The organism is Bacillus sp. FDAARGOS_1420 (genome assembly GCF_019344915.1).
In the GTDB taxonomy this organism is placed as follows: Bacteria; Bacillota; Bacilli; order Bacillales; family Bacillaceae_G; genus Bacillus_A; species Bacillus_A mycoides.
On sequence record NZ_JAHWJB010000002.1, the window covers coordinates 1,554,588 to 1,574,812 of the forward strand.

Below are 20,225 nucleotides of genomic sequence, written 5' to 3' on the forward strand. Positions count from 1 at the left end.
TTTTTTTGCAGAAAACTCCCGCCTTAAGGAGTGAATAGAGCAGAGTCCAATAAATAGGTGGGAGATTTGAGCTGACTAGGTAAAAACTTTAAGCTGACTAGGTAAAAACTTTAAGCATTTGTGACATATCGGAATTAGTTCGTTTCGATATGTCACAAATGGTATATAGAGTATCACCTCAACCCATGAATGAATTAGAACTATGAAATAGATTACTATTAAAAACAATCTAAGTTTTAAAAATATATAGAAAGGTAGTTTATAAGTAACCGGAATGAGTATAGAGCTAGTTTATAACGATTGATATAGCGCTGAAAACCAATAAAACAGCCATAATGATGTTAAATAATTGAGTATGTTGTAATAAAAGTTTTTGGAATATTGAACCAAACAGGCTCCAACTAAATGTACTCATTAAACCGATTACACCTAGAAATAATGAAAAAAGTAGAAAACTGGAATATGAATTGTAGTAAGGGAGAATAAAAGTAGAAACTACAGTCAGTCCGAATAATATCCCTTTAGGGTTAACAAACTGAAGAAAAATCCCCACTGTAAATAAGTTTTTATTATCTTTTTCATCGGGATCTGTACTGCCTTTACTAGTGAGTATTTTAATAGCTAGATATAGCATGTATGCTACTCCTAAAATTTTTAAAGGTAATTCGATTTTGGGTAAAATATTAATTAGTACGATATTAAAGAAACTACATAAAGAAGTGAGGAGGAAAAAACCGAAAGCTACTCCAAAGCAAAATTGCATGCTCCTTTTCAAACCAAGTTGATTTGCGTATGTCATAGCTAAAAAATTGTTAGGACCGGGTGTGAAGCTACTAATAAAAACAAATAATAAAAAAGAAAATAAAGGCATTTCAAAACCCCCTAAGTATTTTTCGTGTGTTATAATGACCGAAAAGAACAATATAACGTGTGCTTTTTATTATACATAACGGTCGTTATGTTGTATATAGTATAGGAGTGTTTTTTATGGAAGAAATTCAACTTATTTTGGCGAAAAATATAAAGGCAATACGTGAGAAAGAAAAATTAAGTTTAGAAAAGGTTTCCCAATTAACGGGTGTGAGTAAAACGATGATTGGACAAATTGAAAGAGGAGATTCAAGCCCGACACTAACAACGATATGGAAAATTGCGAATGGTTTAAAAGTGTCTTTTACGTCTTTAATTAATAATCCACAGCCTGATACGAAAGTGGTTTTACGAAACGATGTTCAAGTATTATCAGAAGACAATGGGAGATATAAAGTGTATCCTTCTTTTCCTTTTCAAGATGATAGGAACTTTGAAATCTATACGGTTGAAATTAAAAAGGAAGGAAAATTAAGTTCGGAAGGCCATAAAGAAGGGACCGAAGAATTTATAACGGTGTTTGAGGGAGAATTGACAATTGAAATAAATGATTGTCAATATACATTAAATAGCGGAGATTCAATTCGCTTTAAGGCGGATAGACCGCACTCTTATCATAATTCCGGACGAACGCTAACTCGGTTAAGTATGACCATTTATTATCCAGCTTCATAAACTTGCTATTTTATTTAAAATATAAAGAGATATGTTTTGATAAAACCATCTATAAGAGATGGTTTTATTTATTACAATTTACAAAAAAAGACACTCATTTGAGTGTCAACACAGTATTGCTCTCGCGTATAGGATTGGAGAATATTTCTCAAATACGTATTGAGATGGTTCGTAAAGGAGAAATTGTCTTCTTATTTAATGTAACATCAGCATGGGCGCAGTGTAAATTGATAATATATATACGGAAAATTTAGTAAAGATAGTTACTACTATGAATATAGTGAAATGTGTTTTTGTTGCTTAATCACTGTCGTGATAGTTACTGTTTAGTATTTAAAAATGTTTATTAAAAAAAGAATGAATCATTTTTTAATCGATTCGTATAATTGTTAGAAAGGTACCTGTTGAACCACCTTCAACTAAATTAAAGATGGATAATATGCCGAATAATTGAAGTGAAATTGTATTACCAGCAAATAAATTGGTAATTAAATTATTATTATAATTTGAAGTTGATATTGCGGGAGTAAAAATAGATCTAGGAAGTGGAATGGAAGAGTTCAATAGTAGTTATAGCAAAGGTGAATGTTTAATATATGTAAAAATCATTTGAGAATGAAAAAAAGATTAGTTATGGAATTTTTCTAAAATGATAGAGTTATTATTATATAAATTAGTAGACAAAAATGTGGAATGAGGTATTAAATTGAAGCGAGATGATAAATTATCAATAAATAAAGCTATGATAGAACCTGGAAATATTGGACCTACATTTCCAGTTCTTCCCCCAATTTATATTCCAACAGGCCCGACCGGTCTAACGGGACCAACAGGTGTAACAGGCCCGACTGGTACAACGGGGCCAACAGGTGTAACAGGCCCGACCGGCACAACGGGATCCACAGGTGTAACAGGCCCGACTGGTACAACGGGACCAACAGGTGTAACAGGCCCGACCGGTCTAATGGGACCAACAGGTGTAACAGGCCCGACCGGTCTAACGGGACCAACAGGTGTAACAGGCCCGACTGGTCTAACGGGACCAACAGGTGTAACAGGCCCGACTGGTACAACGGGATCCACAGGTGTAACAGGCCCGACTGGCACAACGGGATCCACAGGTCTAACGGGCCCGACTGGCACAACGGGATCCACAGGTGTAACGGGCCCGACCGGCACAACGGGATTCACAGGTGTAACAGGCCCGACTGGTACAACGGGATCCACAGGTGTAACAGGCCCGACCGGTACAACGGGATCCACAGGTGTAACAGGCCCGACCGGTACAACGGGATCAACAGGTCTAACGGGACCAACAGGCCTAACAGGACCAACAGGAGAACCTGGGGTTATTGGTCCCATAACAACAACCAATTTATTATATTATACTTTTTCAGATGGAGAGAAACTTATATATACAGATGCAGATGGGATAGCTCAATATGGGACAACGAATATATTATCACCTAGTGAGGTTTCATATATAAATTTGTTTATTAATGGAATTTTGCAACCACAACCATTTTATGAAGTTAGTACTGGTAAACTAACTTTATTGGATAATCAACCACCTTCGCAAGGGTCATCAATTATATTACAATTTATTATTATTAATTAAAAAAGACAGATTCTTAATGGAAAAAGAAATCTGTCTTTTTTTGTTCTAAATTACATTAGTTAAAATTAAGTGACGATAAATTCAATTGTTATTGGGATTCCACCGTCTAATGCATCTCCGCCAGGAATTGTAATAGCACCAGTAGGACCTGTGGTGACACTGGAGTTCACGCTAGGTTGAATTATGCCGTTTACATAGAGGTTGTAATACGTAAAAGTCGGAAAGGCAGTTGCAGTAGTACCGGCATCGTTTAAACAAGCTGTTGCAGCAATTGCAAAAGCAGCACCTGTTCCTGTTCCAGCTCCTAGTGTAGATGTAAATCTCCTAGAAGCGATAAATGGTTGAATGATTGGCAATTAAATTTCACTCCTTTAATTATTTTTTTGAACGAAGTATAGAAAAACTTGTCCACTATATTGTATGAAAGTTTTTTATAATAGAAACGGCTTCATGATTATAGAAGGAACACAATATTAGTAAAGGTATCATTTTTAATTATTTGAAAGAATGATGTTGTTACTTGTGGAATATATGCTAATGATTTATTTATGTTTTAATTTTTAAATGAAAATGTGCTTTTGGACCTAATAGATAAACGTGGAAAAATAAAATAAACTCTTAAGTTTAGGTGTTTAATCTAAGCAGTCAATTATTAAAAACATATAATTAATATGTGAGTCATGAACATAATTAAATGTCGTTTTAAAGTTTAATTATAATTCATGTTTCCTATTTTAAGTGAATATATAACATAACTCTTTGTACACTTTTATGGTTCTTATAATAGGAAAACACTCAACTATAAGACAAGTCAGGAGGAAATAAATGTCACATAACAATTGTTTTGGTCATAATAACTGCAATCCGATAGTTTTCACTCCAGAATGTTGTAATAATCCACAAACAGTTCCAATTACTAGCACTCAATTAGGACAATTAATCACTTTACTAAATTCTTTAATTTCAGCTATTGCAGCGTTTTTTGCAAATCCAAGTGATGCAAACAGATTAAATTTACTCAATTTGTTTACTCAACTATTAAATTTACTAAATGGATTAGCACCATCTCCAGAGGGTAATTATTTAAAACAACTAATTCAAAGTATTATCAATGTACTACAATCCCCTAATCCAAACTTAAGCGAATTACTTTCTTTATTACAACAATTCTACAGTGCCCTTGCACCATTCTTCTTCTCTTTAATTATTGATCCTGCGAGTTTACAACTTCTATTAAACTTATTAACACAACTAATTGGTGCTACTCCAGGAGGCGGAGCAACAGGCCCAACAGGCCCAACAGGAGCGACAGGAGCAGGAGGAGCAGGAGCAACAGGAGCAACAGGAGCAACAGGAGCAACAGGAGCAACAGGAGCAACAGGAGCAACAGGAGCAACAGGAGCAACAGGAGTGACAGGCCCGGCAGGAACAGGAGCAACAGGAGCAACAGGAGCAACAGGAGCAACAGGAGCAACAGGAGCAACAGGAGCAACAGGAGCAACAGGAGCAACAGGAGCAACAGGAGCAACGGGAGCAACAGGAGCAACAGGAGCAACAGGAGCAACAGGAGCAACAGGAGCAACAGGAGCAACAGGAGCAACGGGAGCAACAGGAGTAACAGGAGCAACGGGAGCAACAGGAGGCGGAGCTATTATTCCGTATGCTTCAGGTACAACGCCAGCTGCGTTAGTTAACGCATTAGTAGCTAATACAGGAACTCTCCTTGGATTTGGTTTTAGTCAGCCTGGCGTAGCATTAACAGGTGGAACTGATATCACACTAGCGTTAGGGGTAGGTGATTATGCATTTGTAGCACCACGTGCAGGAACTATTACGTCATTAGCAGGTTTCTTTAGTGCAACAGCTGCATTAGCGGTATTAACACCGGTACAAATTCAGATGCAAATATTAATTGCACCTGCAGGAAGTAATACGTTTACAGTTCAGGGAGCGCCTCTATTATTAACACCAACATTTACTACAATAGCAATTTTGGACACAGCATCAGGGATCGTAGCTGAAAGTATTCCAGTAGTTGCTGGGGATCAAATACTATTATATGTTTCATTAACAGCAGCTAGTCCAATAGCTGCAGTTGCTGGATTTGTAAGTGCAGGTATTAATATCGTCTAACTTGTTACAATGTTTGTTTGAAATTTAAACAGGCATTTGTATATAGCCCCACCTAATTTTATTAGGTGGGGCTATATTTTTTTGAAAGATAGGTAATAAACCAATTGGGAAATTACTCTTTATTAAGTTGGTATATAAGAAAAATCAAAATTTATGATTTACACTTTATTGTTTATGGAATAAGTTATATGGTTTGAAAAATTACATATAAACAAAAAAGATGAATTCTATTAAAAACAGAATTCATCCATTAAATAAACTATATACTAGTGGGTTAAATTGTTAATCATGAGCGGTGAAATGTCATTGCTCAAATTAGTAATAAACTATTTATTTTTATTACAGTTACATCCTTTTTTCTTTATATAGCCTTGCTCGGCTAAATCTCTTTGTGACTGGGAATCGGAAGATTGAGAGTTCGAAGATTGAGAGGATGCTGAAGAGCTACTATTTTTATTATTAGAGTAGTTTTTTCGATAGTTATAATTACTCATAGTACTATCACCTCCAATTAAATATATAAATATTATATGTATGAACTCTATTAATTGTTACGATAAAAAATCTCCTTGGTATTTTCCGAGGAGATAAATGATGGTTCTATTAAAATGATACTAATTAATACCCCCAGTATAGAGGGAAGTAATAAGAATCTTGGTAATATAGATTTTGTTGTTGAGTAGGGGGCTGAGTTGACTGATTTATCATGTCACGGTTTTGATTACAGTTCGCCGGGGGACCAATTACCGTAGTTGATTGAATTGGGGATACTGCTTGTTTCCATTGTTGTTCATTGAGGCAATAAGTATGAGCCATCATATTAGCGGGAGTTAATCTTAAAATATCAGAACCAAAAATAACTTCTGGGGTTGGGGCATTGAATATAGCTAATAAATGAGTATTATCTGCTGAAGCAATTTCATAATGCCACCACGCTTGTGGAATGTTGGCAACTTGCCCTGGTTTTATCGGTAAGTTTAATATTTGATTCGTAAATGGGTTAAGTAAAGAAACAACTGCAGATCCTGAAATACAGTAAACAAGTTCAGCTGCATTTTGATGAATATGTGGTTCTACAACGTTGCCTGTACTTAAATAAATATCTAATAAAGAAGTATTTTCTAAAGTATTTAATTGTTTAATGCCAAGTACATTTATATAATTTTGGGCATCTTTCTTAAAAAAATTACTTTTACTTAAATCATGAGTGAAATTAGTTGAGGGGGAAGCGTAGTCGATATTAGAAGTCAATTGTATTACCCGCCTTTCTATAGGTAAGTATGGATACAACTTTAGGATATGTGCCTAGTGTTAGTTATGTGCATTTGTCTGTATCATAATAAATTCACCTGTTTTATAAATAATATAGGTTGTGCTTTTTATTTCTCATAATGTAAATACGGATAAAAATTAGAGCGAACTAATGAAAGTCGGAATTATTGATGTTAGGTTAGGAGTAAAAATATTAAAATTTATTTCGTATATTTTAATGGTTACGTTATATGAAAAGACTAATGCCTTATAGAAAGGAATTGGCCTTTTATTAGTGAAGTAATTAGAAAAGAAGTGCTTAGCTGGGGAGGTGTTTCTGAAAAGCCACACCGATTTGGTGGAGTAGAATTAAACTATGGCAAGAAAGAATTAGGGCATCTTCACGGGGATAAGTTAGCTGATTTACCATTTCCGAAACTAAAGCGAGATGAATTAATTAATCAAGGATCAGTTCAACCACACCATGTATTACCCGAATCAGGATGGATAAGTTATTATATAAAGAGTGAAGAGGATATTCCATTCGCAGTTGAGTTATTTCGTATGCAATATGACCGAATACAAAAAAGAAATAAAGTAGATAAATAAAAATTTATTTTTATGTCACATCCCTCCTAAATCGTTCGTCTTGTATGTAGAACGATAAGGAGGGATTTTATTATGAATACATTTGATGTAGCAATTGTTGGCGGTGGGCTTGCTGGGTTAACAGCATCTATATATTTAGCGAAATCTGGAAGGAAAGTTATTGTATTAGAAAAATCCAGTCGCTTTGGTGGTCGGGGGATGACTATAAATAAAAATGGCATTTGCATGAATCTTGGTGCACATGCTTTATACAGAGGAGGAGCAGCATTTTTAACTTTTAATGAGTTAGGTTTGAATCTTCCAGGTGGAATGCCATCTACAAAAGCATATGGAATATGGAAAGGGGATGTATTTACCATTCCAACAGATTTTCGCTCCATTTTATCAACACCGTTACTTTCATGGGCTGCAAAAGTACAATTCTCTCGTCTTATGATTCATTTAGGAAAATTAGATGTAGGAGAAGTTCAAAAAATGAGTTTATCTACATGGGCAGAAAATGAAATAAAAGATCCGATGGTTCGAAATATATTTTATGCACTATGCCGAACAACAACATATACGTTTGCTCCTACAATACAATTAGCATCATCTGTACTAAAGCAAATACAGCTGTCTATGAAAGAAGGAGTATTTTATGTAGATGGTGGTTGGGAGACGATAATAACAAAATTAAGAGATATAGCGAATAATGTTGGGGTGCAATTTCAGGCTAGTAAGCATGTATTGGAAGTAGAACATTGTGAAGGTGTACAAAAAATTCGATGTTTGGATGATGAAGTATTTGAAGTTGATGCAGTTGTCGTGACGATGCCACCGAAAGAAGCTTGTAAAATAATAAAAGGTGCAGAAGGAACAAGTTTGTATAGATGGAGTGAACAATCGGTACCGGTTACCGTCGCTGCATTAGATATTGGTTTAAGACGCTTAACCAATCCTACACATCAATTTGCATTAGGGTTAGATCAACCTATATTTTTCACGAATCAATCAAGAGCAGCCAAATTAAGTGAAGATGGAGCACTTGTAGTGAGTTTAATTAAGTACCATAATCCTATGCTTGAGATAAATCATTTTCATGATGATCAAGAACAGTTAGAAAATACGATGGAATTGCTACATCCTAATTGGAAAAGAGAAGTTGTTGCAAAGCAATATTTACCGAAAATAACGGTAGTACATGATTTTCCTCATATTGACCGTGTTGAAAAACCGGGCCCTAATATACCTGAAATGCCAGGTGTTTACGTTGCAGGAGATTGGGCTGGGCATGATGAAATATTAGCTGATGCTGCGGTAGCAAGCGGGAAACGTGCAGCGTTACACATTTTAAAGCAATTAGAAAGTGAGGCAGTTCATCATGGAAACGGAGCAATTATATGAAGCGTATCAACCATTATTATTTTCATTAGCATATAGAATCCTTGGGAGTGTTATGGACGCTGAAGATATCGTTCATGACGTATTTATCGCGGTAAATAATATAGAGGATGTTCAATCTATAGAAAATATGAAAGCATATTTGTGTAAAATGGCGACAAATCGTTCAATTGATAAATTACGTTCGGCAGCGCATAAACGTAATGTATATGTAGGGATGTGGTTACCAGAGCCATTTGTGGAAGAGTCTGATGAGCCAGTAGAGTCATTTGTAATGAAAGAATCAATTTCTACGGCATATTTATTACTTTTACAACAATTGTCTGAGGTAGAAAGGGTTGTTTTCATATTAAGAGAGGTTTTCAGTTATGACTACGAGGAAATAGCTTCAATTGTTGATAAGAGTAGTGTGAATTGCCGGAAGATCTTTCAACGCGCACGAAAAAGTATTTTAGATAAGCCGAAGCAATCAACATTAAGTACGAAGAAAATGGCTGCCTATGTGGAAAAGTTTGTATCATCATTACAGTGTGGGGATACGCAAGGCATGTTAGAAGTATTAAAAACAGATGCGATATTTAAAGCAGATGGTGGTGGTAAAGTTACAACTGCAATTAATCCGATTTATTCTGCAGATAAAATTATACGTTTGTTCTTTGGAATTGCAAAACGATTGCCAGAAAAGTATAGTGTTGATTTCAAAATAGTAAATGGTGCACCAGGCGTTATAGTTACAATAAATAATAAAGTGACGTATGTACTTTCATTCATATTTGAGGATGAGAAAATTTCAAACATTTATATGATGGTTAATCCTGAAAAACTTATGCACTTAAATGTAATAGTATAAAAAAGACGCATTTCTTTAGAAATGCGTCTTTTTTTTATTTTTCTAACATTTCAAGAGGTACATCTTTTTCGCCGGCTACCTCGAATTTAATTTCCCCGTCTTCTTCATAAATGCGTTTAATAATCGGTATAGTTATCATTAGTTTTTTATGCTGTTTACGTCTTCTAGCAGCATCTAAGTTAATCACGTTCATGTGTAAGCATCCTTTCTTACAGAAATATATAAACAAAAGAAAATGCGTCCGAAAAGGGCGCTTAGTTGAATTAGAAATACCGATTCATTTAAATGGGGTTTAGATTATCTTATAATTGAAAACTGATTGTAAAATAATGTGAATTAAATAATTGCACGTAGAAATTAACTTTACCAAAAAACGAAACAATATGCTATAAAAAATTTTAATTCTTTGTCGTATAACAGGAAAAAGGTGTGCATTTCGCATATAATGAAAAGTAGACGGGCATCATGTACTTTTTCATCATATTGCTTGGAAAGGTGATGGAGAAAATGAATACTCTAGATTCATTATTATTGCAACTTGAACAATATGGAGAAGAGCATGATCGACATAAAGAAAAAAGAGAAGAAAAATTAAGAAATATTTCTCGTGAAATGGGGCAGTTTTTATCAGTATTAGTAAAGGGGTGCAATGCAAAAAAAATTTTAGAAATTGGAACTTCAAATGGCTATTCTACATTGTGGCTAGCAAATGCGGTAGAAGAAACAAATGGAAATGTTATAACTGTAGAACTTTCTTCAGAACGGGTTGGAGAGGCACTTGGAAATTTTGAAAGGGCAAATCTTACACAGAGAATCGATATTCATAATCAAGAGGCTGGGGCATTTTTAGATTCGCAAGTAGATCGTTCATTTGATTTTATTTTCCTAGATTCAGAGCGCACGCAATACATGTGGTGGTGGGAACATATAAAACGTATTTTAGAGCCAAAAGGTTTTCTTGTAATTGATAATGCAACTTCTCATGCGGGGGAATTAGCTGGATTTATAAAGATGATTGAAGAAGACGTTACGTTTGAAACCGTATTATTAGCTTTTCAAAAGGGAGCATTTGTTGCGCGGAAGAATAATTAGAAGTGGACCTAATATAATTATCACATTGAAAGATAGTATATGTCAAAAGATAGAGCATTGTATGAATTTAAGAAGGTAACTAAATGGAATTTAAAATTAATAGTCAGTGGTGATAAGTAAGGTAAGCTGTGAAGAATCCGTCTTCAGCATGTTGTTCTCTAGGTCTTAAGTCTGAGGAAAATAATGACGAGAACAGGTATACTTATACTATGAAACAGGGAATGACTGCATAAGCAGGTATTTCTTGAAAAATCGATTTCAAGCAAAAATGTATATGAAATACGATATATTAGATGAAATATAGTGCACATAAATTCGCACATATAAATAAAGGAGCGATTTTGTTGACTGAACTCGAGAAAAAAGAACCTGTATCGATTGTGAAAGATAATAATGTAGAAGTAGTAGTGGATACAGTAATAAAAGATGCAGAACTTGAAGAACTGAATAAAGAAGCAGATCTTTATGTACAAAAGTTAAATAGCGAGCAAAATACAGATTTATCAAAAGTATTGTCGCAGCTTGGAGACTTAGGGGATAAAGAGCAGCAAGCGGCAGGACAAACGCTATCAGCTTTAAAACGTCCAGTGACAGCGATGATGAATGGAAAGAATGAAGAAATTCCAAATACATTGTTAGAATTACGAAAAGTGGTATCGGAACTTGATCCAAACTCATTAAAAGCAACTGGTATGAAGAAACTTATGTTTAAAGTGTTTAAGAAAAATCCGCTTGAAAATTACGTGCATAAATATCAATCTATAGATAAGCAAATCGAGGAGATTATAAGATCACTTCTCATTGGCCGTGATAACTTGCAAGAGGATACGGTTGGTCTTGAAATGTTAAAAGAGCAATCACACGATAAAATTCACGCTCTTGATAAACAAGTATACTTAGGAAGAAAACTTGCTGGTATGCTTGAAGCTGAGAAACAAAATCCAGAACGTCAAAGGGATATTCCGTTAATAAATGATGCATTAGAAAAGATACTTGTGCGTACTCGTAATATGCAACAAGCAAAAAGTGTATTATTACAATCTATCGCATCTGTAGACATCATTAAGAAAAATAATGAAAAGCTATCAGAGGCAATTCGTAATGCAATTACGATGACGCAAAATGTTGTAACGGTTTCCGCTGCAATACAGCTTGCATTAACAAATCAACGTAAAACAATTGATGCTGTTAATGCAACAAATGAAGCGATTGAATCAATGGTATTAAGCAATTCACAAGCATTAAAACAAAATACAGAAGAAACAACAAAACTCCTTGAAAATCCTGCAATTAGCATGGATAAATTACGTGAATCATTCCAAAATGTATTTGCCGCTATTGAAGCATCTGAGAAATCGTCAGAACGTATTATTGAGTCTAGTAAGAAATTTGTAATTGAACTAGATACATTTAATGATGAGATGAAGCAGAAACTCATTCAGCGTCCAAGGAAATAACAGACTTTTAGAGGAGGTGAAAAAATGAGTTTCATTCAAGGAGTATTATTACTATTAGGATCATTACTTTTAATCGCATTTACTGTCGTTGTTTTAGTTGTATACTTCGGACGTAAACTTTATTTTTCATGGACGAAACCATATAAGAGAGCACACGATTCCATTGAGAAATTATCAAACAAATCGACACCGTTTTTACAAGAGTTTACGCAACATCCACTCTTTTATCGCTGGATTCGTACGGAAGGAAAGAAAGAACAACATACATTGAATACTCTTTTCTGTACATCAGGTCAACGTACGAGAGAACAAGTATTTTCAATGTTACCGAAAGAAAAACAGAAAAAAGTGCATGTAATGGCAAAAACAACGAAAAAGCTTACAAATGAAGATATCGATGTGGCCGCGATGAAAGTGAAAGATTTCTTAAGACAAGAAACGCAGCAAACTGTAAAGCCGACAGACTTATCGTTTTATAAACTGTATTTCTATGATCGATATCCAGATGCATTAAATACAATTCAAGCATATAAACGCTCGATTAATCCTTCACTACAAAGAACGGTTGATGACATTACAATTTCAGTATTAAATGCATTGCCGTACTATCAAGAGCAGCGTATGTTTGAACAACAACATAAACTTGAAACGTTTTTAATGAAAGATTTAACTGCGATGTTATCTTTAGTGGTGCAATTACCTCCATCACAACGACCAGAAAAAGAAGAAGAGTTAAAAGTCTACTTGCAAAATTTCCAAAAAGAAATGGAAGTAGTAGAGCGTGATATTCGCGACTCCATTGATCATGATTTGAATGTGAAGATGAGAGCAGCGACTGAGAAGTTTAAGAATAAATAAAAAAGGCGCCTTAAAAGCTAAGTATTTCTCAGCTTTAAGGCGTTTTTTTTGAGATTTTATTTTGCCTTAACGGTAGTAAAACTAGAAGGAATGCTTTCATTATGCAATCGATCAACTGCAGTTACCACATACGTATACGTTTCTCCAGAAATAGCCGTTTTATCTACGTAAATTTCTCCAAGTTTTGTTTTTCTTACAGTAGTAAGTAAATGTTTTGGATTTTCTATATCCACTTCATTTTTTCCATTTACACGGTAAATTGCGTAATAAGCAGAGTCATTCTCTCTATCATCAATGATACCTATAGCAATACCTTCTTCTCTTGGAATAGCACCTTTTAAAGTAGGTTGTTTTGGTGGGTCTTGATCAAGCCAAGGCATAGGTGGGATTAATGCAAGATGCTTATATATGTCTTTTGAGAGTCTGTTTTTAACTCCTAGTGGATTGTTATTAATATCTTTTAAGCTAAAATGCATACTTCCTTTTATTTCAGGATATTGACGATTTAATGCGATTTGTTTTGGATATTCTTCAGGATCAGACCAAGCAGGGACAGAGTTGTTATTAATTTTATAGGCCGCCTGACCGATGTATAGGTGAATGGGTTTATTATTGGTTTCTTTTACCCACCAATCTACTAATATATCATATGCAGCAGGTGTAAAACCTATATTCCAATATATTTGCGGTGTAATGTAGTCAATATATCCTTTTTGTATCCACTCACGTGTGTCAGCGTAAAGGTCATCAAAGTTTCTTTGACCTGCAGTTGTGTTAGAGCCAGTTGGATCATCAGCTATATTTCGCCATACGCCAAATGGACTAATGCCAAATTTTACGTATGATTTTTCTTGTTTTATAGCAGTATTTAAACCTTTTACGAGTTCATTTACATTATTGCGACGCCAATCTTCGATAGTTGAAAAATTCCCATTATTATATGATTCAAATGTTTTTTGATCAGGAAATTCTTCGCCAACTACTTTATAAGGATAAAAATAATCGTCCATATGAATTGCATCAACATCATAATTTTTTACGATTTCTAAAGCGCTTTCCGTTATAAAGTTTTTCACATCTGGAATACCAGGGTTGTAATATAGCTTCCCGCCGTAAGGTACAACCCAATCGGGATGCTGTTTTGCAGGGTGATTATCCGATAATCGATTTATATCAGTGTGATTCATCGTTATTCGGTATGGATTAATCCATGCGTGGAATTCGATATTTCTTTTATGTGCTTCTTCAATCATAAATGCGAGTGGGTCGTATCCAGGGTCTTTTCCTTGTGTACCCGTAATGTATTCAGACCAAGGACCGTAATTTGAAGGATAGAAAGCATCAGCAGTCGGTTTAATTTGTACAACGACTGCATTCATACCAGTGTTTTTTACATCGTCTAATAGTCTTATAAATTCTTGTTTCTGCTTTTCAATAGGTAAGCCAGTTTTTGAAGGCCAATCAATATTGAGAACAGATGCTAGCCATACAGCCCGTAATTCATGTTTTTTGTAAGTAGTATTTACTTCAGCATAAGTAGAGTGAGGGGAAATGAAAGAGAAAGGAATAAAAAAGATGACGGTACAACATATCATTAATAAACGTTTAACAATCATTTATACGCCTCCCTATCATATGATTATCTAATATATTATTTGAGGCGGGGTTGGCCTTGCAATAGAGAAAATTGCATATTGAAACATTAATTTAATAGGAAAAATATTTTTAGTGAAATTTACTTTCAGTATAACTAAATCGTTTCATTTCTTCATATGCTTGTTAGTAAAGTGAAACTTTCTTTCATTTGAAGGAAACAATTTATAAGTATAGGAGGATTCAATAATGAAAGTTTTATTCGTTTGTTCTGGAGGAATGTCCAGCGCAATTATTGTAAACGCTTTAAAAAAAGAAGCAGAGAAAAAAGGTATGAACATGGAAGTGCATGCTATTGGAACAAGTGAGGTGGAGGAAGAAGTAAAGAATGGTTGGGATGTTGTAATGGTTGCACCTCAAGTTAGACATCGATTTGACGCTGTAAAAAAACTTACAGAACAAGAATCTATTCCGTGCGGTATTATTCCGCCGCAAGCATACACGCCGCTTGGTGGACCGACTTTATTAAAAACTGTAAATGAATTAATTAGTTAGGGGGAAGCGTTATGAATAAGTTTGTCACGTTTCTTGATAAAAACTTATCTGGACCGATGGCAAGGCTTTCTGAACAGAGGCATTTACAAGCAATCCGTGATGGAGTTATTTCGGCGTTACCATTTATTATCGTAGGGAGTTTCTTTTTAATAGTAGCATTTCCACCATTACCGAAAGATAGTTTCATATCAGTTTGGGCATTGAAAAATCAAACAAGTATATTAATACCATATCGTTTAACGATGTTTATTATGTCTTTATATATAGCATTTGGTATAGGATACAATTTAGCGAAAAGTTATAAGTTAGATGCTTTATCAGGGGCACAGTTAGCAGTATGCTCACTACTTTTAACATTGACGCCCGAATTAATCGATAAAAAAGGATTTATGCTTCCGATGACAAATCTCGGGGGGCATGGATTATTCGTAACGATGATCGTATCTATTTTATCAGTAGAGATTTTAAGATTTTGTAAGACGAAAAATGTAATGATTAAAATGCCAGAACAAGTACCGCCGTCTGTTTCACGTTCGTTTGAAGCACTTATACCTGCTGCATTCGTAATTATTTTAATGAGTTTAGTAACTGTAGTTTTTAGTATTGATTTACATCATGTAGTTGATAAATTAGCGGCACCGTTAGTAAAAGCTGGTGATAGTTACTTCGGTGTAATCATTCCAGTATTTTTAATTACATTTTTTTGGTCATTCGGAATCCATGGTGTGTCGGTTGTTGGAACTGTTGCCCGGCCATTATGGGAAGTATATTTAGGGAAAAATGGTGAAGCAGTTGCTAGTGGAGCAAACCAGTTGCCATTCATTTCACCAGAACCATTATATCAATGGTTTATATGGATTGGTGGTTCTGGTGCGACGTTAGGACTTGTATTAGCTATGATTGTATTTGGTCGATCAAAATATTCGAAAGCATTATCAAGAACTTGTATTGTGCCTGGTATCTTTAATATTAATGAACCTGTTATTTTTGGATTGCCGATTGTACTAAATCCAATTTTAATTATCCCGTTTATCATTACACCACTCGTAACAGCAACTGTTGCATATTCAGCAACTGCGATGGGATTTGTAACGCCAACACATATTATGCCGCCGTGGACATTACCAGCTCCAATTGGCGCGTATTTAGCCACAGGTGGAGATTGGCGTGCAGTAGTATTAGTTTTTATAAATATAGCAATATCATTCCTTATTTACCTACCATTCTTTAAAATGTATGACAAAAATATGCTTGAAATTGAAAAGAATGGTGACGGGGAATCTGTTAGCCCTTAAGTTTTATACTGTTATTTTGAGTGATAGACTTTTTGTCTATCACTTCTTTCATATTAAATCGAGAGAGGTGAAATGGAATGAATATAAAATTTAGTTATAAAGGTGTATTTATATTATTGTTTGGAGTAATATGTGCAAATTTACTCTTAGTACCTTTATTAAGAATGCTAAATCTACCACAAATGCATAGTATATGGATCGTTACAAGCATTGCGGCAAGTGTTTTGCTTACGATCGTTGTTTCTTTCATTGATGGCACATTTGTATCGAAAGTCCAGTTGTTTATTAGATTTATATTGTTTTCTGTAGGTTGTACGTTGTTTACTTACATAATTGTTTTTTAGTGAATAGGGGGCATGCATTTTATGTATATTGCAGGAATAATGTCCGGTACATCGTTAGATGGAATAGATGTAGCGCTCGTTCATATAGAAGGGAACGGTGTAGATTCTAAGGTCGAACTCATCCATTTTACTACTGTTCCATTTTGCAATGATATAAAAAATGAGATACAACATGCATTATCAATAGAGAATTCAAATGTGCAACTAATATGTAGTTTAAATTTCAAACTTGGTTTATGTTTCGCCAATGCTGTAAAGGAAGTTTGTAAACAGGCTGATTTGTCGCTAAAACAATTAGATTTAATAGGTTCTCACGGACAAACGATTTATCATCAACCAGCACCAGAAGGTAATATTATTTCTTCAACATTTCAAATTGGGGAACCAGCAGTTATAGCGTATGAAACGAACACTTCGGTTATCTCTAATTTTCGAACGATGGATATGGCAGCAGGGGGACAAGGTGCACCACTTGTGCCATATTCAGAGGTCATTTTGTATCGTCATCAAACTAAAAATAGATTACTACAAAATATTGGCGGGATCGGTAATGTTACAGTAATACCAAGTCATCTAAGTGATAAGAGCGTTATTGCTTTTGATACTGGCCCAGGAAATATGGTAATCGATGATGTATGTCAAAGATTATTTCAGTTGCCATATGATCAAAATGGTAGGATTGCAAAACAAGGAGTAGTTGTAGATGAAATTTTGACATATTGTATGAACCATCCATTTTTGAAAATGAATCCACCGAAATCAACTGGTAGAGAACAGTTTGGAGAAGAGTTTGTAAGTGAATTATTGAAGCGGTTTGAAAAGCATGGTAAAGAAAATCTTTTGACGACTGTCACGATGTTTACAGCAAGTTCAATTGTTCATCATTATAAGGAGTTTATTCTGCCGTATTATGAAATCGATGAAGTAATTTTAGGTGGTGGGGGCAGTTATAATCGTACACTTGTTGAAATGATACGAAATGGATTGAAGGAAGAAAAGTGCGCGATATTCATTCAAGAAGATATAGGCTATTCTTCAGAGGCGAAAGAAGCAATCGCCTTTGCGATTTTAGCAAACGAAACGCATCATCGTAATCCGAGTAATGTGCCAAGCGCAACAGGTGCAAAGCAATCTGTAGTTTTAGGGAATATAACATTCCCTCCAATAAGATGATGAAAATGAGGCGAACATATGAAGTATATGATTGGAGTAGATGGTGGGGGCACGAAGACAGAAGCAATTGCATTTGATTAAGACGGAAACGAAGTTGTAAGAGGTACGAGTGGGTTTGGAAATATATTAATAGATTATGAAAAAGCAGTTTCGCATATTATGGAGGCGATCGATCAATGCAAGAAAGCTTTAATAGATGGGCACTGCGTTTGTATTTGTTTAGGGTTAGCGGGTATAAGTGGAGCGAATACAAATGAATTAACATTACGATTAATAAAGAAATATGAAACGAAAATTGAAGTTTTTAATGACGCAATGATTGCACATGCAGCTGCTTTAAAAGGTAAGAATGGAATATTAACTATAGGTGGTACAGGTGCAATTTGTATAGGAAAGAAAGACGAAGTGTACGAGTATAGCGGTGGATGGGGACATATTTTAGGGGATGAGGGAAGCGGTTATTGGATTGCGTTACAAGGTTTAAAGAGAATGGCAAATCAATTTGATCAAGGAGTTAGACTTTGTCCATTAAGCTTAAGGATTCAAGACGAGTTTCGACTTTTAACATCATCTCATATAAAAAGACTAGTATATAGTTCTTCAAAAGATAAAGTTGCAGCAATTGCACCATTAATTATAGAGGAAGCGAGGAATGGGAATGATGATGCACATAAAATTATTCTGCAAGCGGCTAAGGAATTAACGATAATTACGGTGAATATTTACAACAAGATGCAGTTTGATTTATCACCTTTAATTGCAGTTAGTGGTAGTATATTGTGTTCAGTACCTGAAATATATGCTGAATTTAAGAAATGCTGTGAGAAAAGTATGGGAGAAGTTACATTCGTATCACCATCAGAAATGGCAGTGAAAGGAACATATCATTTAATGAAGGGTGTATATTTTATAAAATAGAAGTATGAGAATTTTTGTATGATTTGTAAAAATATGATGTTAAAATATACAAAGGGATGTAAAGCAAGAAAAAGTACAATATACATAGTTATTGAATATTGTATAAGTACTCCCATGTAGAAAGTGAATGATTACATGATTAATAGTATGCAATTGTTTTATGTAGTGGCTTCTTATTTGTTTGGAAACATATTGACCGCTTATATAGTAACAAAATGGAGACATAACGTTGATATTCGTGATGAAGGAAGCGGAAATCCCGGTGCAAGAAATATGGGGAGAGTATATGGAAAAGGGTATTTTGTCGCTACATTTATAGGTGATGCGATTAAAGGTGCAATTGTAGTTTATATAGCAAAATACCTTTTTGAAGATGCTACATTCGTAATGCTGGCATTATTGGCTGTTATACTTGGACATATTTACCCAATTTTATTTAAAGGCAAGGGCGGAAAAGGCATTTCAACATTTATTGGAGGGTTAATTGCATTTGATCATTTGATAGCGCTTACTCTTATTGCTGTTTTCATTATATTTTATTTAATCTTTAAAGGATTTACTAAGCCCGGACTAATTACAATCGCTTGTTTACCAGTTTGCATGATTTTGTATTCTTACTCTATTGTTACGACTATTTTAAGTGCACTTATCATTGTACTTATTTTATATGTAAATCGAGAATGAAATGAACTTTTAATAAGTGGAGTTAATCTCCACTTATAATTTTTATTAAATACATAAAGGAGATACAACATGGGGTTAATTTATAAAGTTGCTGATTAATCTTGGGAATTTGAAAGTATACATAAATTGAATTATAAAACATTTGTAGAAGAAATTCCGTAACATGAAGAAACGAAAGAGCATGTTCGTATAGATCGTTTTCATGAAGAAAATACTTATTTAATTTGTTTAGATGGTGATAAGTTAGTAGGTATGGTTGCGTTGCGAGGAAAACGACCATTCTCATTAGATCATAAAATTTCAAATTTAGATTTTTACTTGCAAGAACATGGAGAAAACGTATATGAAATTCGTTTACTTTCAATTGTAAAAGTAAACGAGGCAGTACCTGCTTATATGGACATTGGTATGTACGAAGAAAATGAAAGTATCCCATACTCCCATTCATGGAATTTAATTTATGCATTGCAAGAAGCATTAAAAATATTTGAAGATGAAATGGTATTTGAAAAAATAAAAGAGACGTATACATATATTGAACAAGCTATTACTAATATGGGTTTAAATCTTGTTTCACCTAAAGAACATGCCGTGCCAATTATAGTTACCATTCAATTAAATGAAGATCAGTCTTCTAAGGCGCTAGGTGATGCGTTAGCGTTACAAGGATATATTGTTCATTATGAATCAGCGTATTTACAAAAGAATAACTGGATCCAAATTGCATGTCTGAATCATTACAAAGAACGTGATATGAAAAGGATGTTGAATTGTTTACACAGATGTACATTAAAGAATGGCGTACATATATGAGCAATGATTTTTGAACATAGTTGGTTGCGTATAAAGGGATTATTACTTACGAAAACT

General features: G+C 34.5%; 19 protein-coding genes and 3 pseudogenes. 16 read left to right on the forward strand and 6 right to left on the reverse strand.

Annotated elements, in window-relative coordinates:
- Window positions 1-286 precede the first annotated feature (286 nt).
- On the reverse strand, window positions 287-871 hold the full coding sequence (locus I6L50_RS18240) for a LysE family translocator (RefSeq protein WP_219302254.1): 585 nt from the start codon (window positions 869-871) through the stop codon (window positions 287-289).
- A 59-nt stretch (window positions 872-930) separates the two neighbouring features.
- Here I6L50_RS18240 and I6L50_RS18245 point away from each other — a divergent pair, with 59 nt between their 5' ends.
- Complete coding sequence (locus tag I6L50_RS18245; RefSeq protein WP_219302255.1) at window positions 931-1,545, forward strand: helix-turn-helix domain-containing protein; 615 nt, start codon at window positions 931-933, stop codon at window positions 1,543-1,545.
- Window positions 1,546-1,914: 369 nt separating this feature from the next.
- Here I6L50_RS18245 and I6L50_RS18250 read toward each other — a convergent pair.
- A pseudogene (locus tag I6L50_RS18250) lies at window positions 1,915-2,115 on the reverse strand (BclA C-terminal domain-containing protein); the annotation flags it as partial.
- 136 nt (window positions 2,116-2,251) lie between these two features.
- Between I6L50_RS18250 and I6L50_RS18255 the strand changes: the two are divergent.
- Window positions 2,252-3,163 (forward strand): DUF4183 domain-containing protein, encoded by a 912-nt coding sequence (locus I6L50_RS18255; RefSeq protein ID WP_219302256.1) that lies wholly within the window; start codon window positions 2,252-2,254, stop codon window positions 3,161-3,163.
- A 65-nt stretch (window positions 3,164-3,228) separates the two neighbouring features.
- Here the strand turns inward: I6L50_RS18255 and I6L50_RS18260 are convergent, their stop codons facing one another.
- Window positions 3,229-3,519 carry a DUF4183 domain-containing protein gene (locus I6L50_RS18260; protein WP_002136293.1) on the reverse strand — a complete coding sequence of 97 codons (291 nt, stop codon included), beginning with the start codon at window positions 3,517-3,519 and terminating at the stop codon, window positions 3,229-3,231.
- A 469-nt stretch (window positions 3,520-3,988) separates the two neighbouring features.
- On the opposite strand from I6L50_RS18260, the gene I6L50_RS18265 reads away from it, so the two are divergent.
- Window positions 3,989-5,296 carry an exosporium glycoprotein BclB-related protein gene (locus I6L50_RS18265; RefSeq protein ID WP_219302257.1) on the forward strand — a complete coding sequence of 436 codons (1,308 nt, stop codon included), beginning with the start codon at window positions 3,989-3,991 and terminating at the stop codon, window positions 5,294-5,296.
- Window positions 5,297-5,914: 618 nt separating this feature from the next.
- Here the strand turns inward: I6L50_RS18265 and I6L50_RS18270 are convergent.
- Window positions 5,915-6,547, reverse strand: coding sequence for a cupin domain-containing protein (locus I6L50_RS18270; RefSeq protein ID WP_219302258.1), 633 nt, complete (start codon window positions 6,545-6,547; stop codon window positions 5,915-5,917).
- Between the two features lie 291 nt (window positions 6,548-6,838).
- Between I6L50_RS18270 and I6L50_RS18275 the strand changes: the two genes are divergently transcribed.
- From I6L50_RS18275 to I6L50_RS18285, 3 genes are all read left to right on the forward strand, one after another.
- Complete coding sequence (locus I6L50_RS18275) at window positions 6,839-7,156, forward strand: luciferase domain-containing protein (RefSeq protein ID WP_219303719.1); 318 nt, start codon at window positions 6,839-6,841, stop codon at window positions 7,154-7,156.
- Window positions 7,157-7,228: 72 nt separating this feature from the next.
- On the forward strand, window positions 7,229-8,539 hold the full coding sequence (locus tag I6L50_RS18280) for a phytoene desaturase family protein (RefSeq protein ID WP_219302259.1): 1,311 nt from the start codon (window positions 7,229-7,231) through the stop codon (window positions 8,537-8,539).
- Window positions 8,517-9,386, forward strand: a complete 870-nt coding sequence (locus I6L50_RS18285) for a sigma-70 family RNA polymerase sigma factor (protein WP_219302260.1) — start codon at window positions 8,517-8,519, stop codon at window positions 9,384-9,386. The genes I6L50_RS18280 and I6L50_RS18285 overlap by 23 nt, the downstream gene beginning before the upstream one ends.
- 34 nt (window positions 9,387-9,420) lie before the next feature.
- Here I6L50_RS18285 and I6L50_RS18290 read toward each other — a convergent pair whose 3' ends face one another.
- Window positions 9,421-9,579: a hypothetical protein gene (locus I6L50_RS18290; protein ID WP_002085567.1), complete on the reverse strand. Its 159-nt coding sequence runs from the start codon at window positions 9,577-9,579 to the stop codon at window positions 9,421-9,423.
- Between the two features lie 305 nt (window positions 9,580-9,884).
- Here I6L50_RS18290 and I6L50_RS18295 point away from each other — a divergent pair, with 305 nt between their 5' ends.
- The 3 genes from I6L50_RS18295 to I6L50_RS18305 all read left to right on the forward strand — a co-directional run bounded on the left by I6L50_RS18295 (window position 9,885) and on the right by I6L50_RS18305 (window position 12,793).
- Window positions 9,885-10,478 carry an O-methyltransferase gene (locus I6L50_RS18295; RefSeq protein ID WP_002085565.1) on the forward strand — a complete coding sequence of 198 codons (594 nt, stop codon included), beginning with the start codon at window positions 9,885-9,887 and terminating at the stop codon, window positions 10,476-10,478.
- 344 nt (window positions 10,479-10,822) lie between these two features.
- Window positions 10,823-11,935 (forward strand): toxic anion resistance protein, encoded by a 1,113-nt coding sequence (locus tag I6L50_RS18300; protein ID WP_002119468.1) that lies wholly within the window; start codon window positions 10,823-10,825, stop codon window positions 11,933-11,935.
- Window positions 11,936-11,959: 24 nt separating this feature from the next.
- Entirely contained in the window at window positions 11,960-12,793 is an 834-nt protein-coding gene (locus I6L50_RS18305; RefSeq protein ID WP_219302261.1) for a DUF3974 domain-containing protein, read from the forward strand.
- 56 nt (window positions 12,794-12,849) lie between these two features.
- Here the strand turns inward: I6L50_RS18305 and I6L50_RS18310 are convergent, their stop codons facing one another.
- Complete coding sequence (locus tag I6L50_RS18310; protein ID WP_219302262.1) at window positions 12,850-14,409, reverse strand: glycoside hydrolase family 10-like protein; 1,560 nt, start codon at window positions 14,407-14,409, stop codon at window positions 12,850-12,852.
- Window positions 14,410-14,635: 226 nt separating this feature from the next.
- Here I6L50_RS18310 and I6L50_RS18315 point away from each other — a divergent pair, with 226 nt between their 5' ends.
- The 7 genes and pseudogenes from I6L50_RS18315 (at window position 14,636) to I6L50_RS18345 (ending at window position 20,168) form a co-directional block, all read left to right on the forward strand.
- On the forward strand, window positions 14,636-14,941 hold the full coding sequence (locus I6L50_RS18315) for a PTS sugar transporter subunit IIB (protein WP_219302263.1): 306 nt from the start codon (window positions 14,636-14,638) through the stop codon (window positions 14,939-14,941).
- Window positions 14,942-14,952: 11 nt separating this feature from the next.
- Window positions 14,953-16,236, forward strand: a complete 1,284-nt coding sequence (locus I6L50_RS18320) for a PTS sugar transporter subunit IIC (RefSeq protein ID WP_085311089.1) — start codon at window positions 14,953-14,955, stop codon at window positions 16,234-16,236.
- A gap of 77 nt (window positions 16,237-16,313) precedes the next feature.
- Window positions 16,314-16,580, forward strand: a complete 267-nt coding sequence (locus I6L50_RS18325) for a hypothetical protein (RefSeq protein WP_085311091.1) — start codon at window positions 16,314-16,316, stop codon at window positions 16,578-16,580.
- A 21-nt stretch (window positions 16,581-16,601) separates the two neighbouring features.
- On the forward strand, window positions 16,602-17,753 hold the full coding sequence (gene anmK, locus I6L50_RS18330) for an anhydro-N-acetylmuramic acid kinase AnmK (RefSeq protein WP_219302264.1): 1,152 nt from the start codon (window positions 16,602-16,604) through the stop codon (window positions 17,751-17,753).
- An 18-nt stretch (window positions 17,754-17,771) separates the two neighbouring features.
- Window positions 17,772-18,671: pseudogene (locus I6L50_RS18335) on the forward strand (BadF/BadG/BcrA/BcrD ATPase family protein).
- Between the two features lie 135 nt (window positions 18,672-18,806).
- Window positions 18,807-19,355, forward strand: a complete 549-nt coding sequence (plsY, locus tag I6L50_RS18340) for a glycerol-3-phosphate 1-O-acyltransferase PlsY (RefSeq protein ID WP_219302265.1) — start codon at window positions 18,807-18,809, stop codon at window positions 19,353-19,355.
- A gap of 117 nt (window positions 19,356-19,472) precedes the next feature.
- Window positions 19,473-20,168: pseudogene (locus I6L50_RS18345) on the forward strand (GNAT family N-acyltransferase).
- Window positions 20,169-20,225: the final 57 nt, after the last annotated feature.

Bases quoted from the DNA above. Each gene is read 5' to 3' on its own strand.
- I6L50_RS18240 (WP_219302254.1), bottom strand. From the start codon at position 871: ATGCCTTTATTTTCTTTTTTATTATTTGTTTTTATTAGTAGCTTCACA.
- I6L50_RS18265 (WP_219302257.1), top strand. From the start codon at position 3,989: ATGTCACATAACAATTGTTTTGGTCATAATAACTGCAATCCGATAGTT.
- I6L50_RS18280 (WP_219302259.1), top strand. From the start codon at position 7,229: ATGAATACATTTGATGTAGCAATTGTTGGCGGTGGGCTTGCTGGGTTA.
- I6L50_RS18285 (WP_219302260.1), top strand. From the start codon at position 8,517: ATGGAAACGGAGCAATTATATGAAGCGTATCAACCATTATTATTTTCA.
- I6L50_RS18290 (WP_002085567.1), bottom strand. From the start codon at position 9,579: ATGAACGTGATTAACTTAGATGCTGCTAGAAGACGTAAACAGCATAAA.
- I6L50_RS18295 (WP_002085565.1), top strand. From the start codon at position 9,885: ATGGAGAAAATGAATACTCTAGATTCATTATTATTGCAACTTGAACAA.
- I6L50_RS18305 (WP_219302261.1), top strand. From the start codon at position 11,960: ATGAGTTTCATTCAAGGAGTATTATTACTATTAGGATCATTACTTTTA.
- I6L50_RS18310 (WP_219302262.1), bottom strand. From the start codon at position 14,409: ATGATTGTTAAACGTTTATTAATGATATGTTGTACCGTCATCTTTTTT.
- I6L50_RS18315 (WP_219302263.1), top strand. From the start codon at position 14,636: ATGAAAGTTTTATTCGTTTGTTCTGGAGGAATGTCCAGCGCAATTATT.
- I6L50_RS18320 (WP_085311089.1), top strand. From the start codon at position 14,953: ATGAATAAGTTTGTCACGTTTCTTGATAAAAACTTATCTGGACCGATG.
- I6L50_RS18325 (WP_085311091.1), top strand. From the start codon at position 16,314: ATGAATATAAAATTTAGTTATAAAGGTGTATTTATATTATTGTTTGGA.
- anmK (WP_219302264.1), top strand. From the start codon at position 16,602: ATGTATATTGCAGGAATAATGTCCGGTACATCGTTAGATGGAATAGAT.
- plsY (WP_219302265.1), top strand. From the start codon at position 18,807: ATGATTAATAGTATGCAATTGTTTTATGTAGTGGCTTCTTATTTGTTT.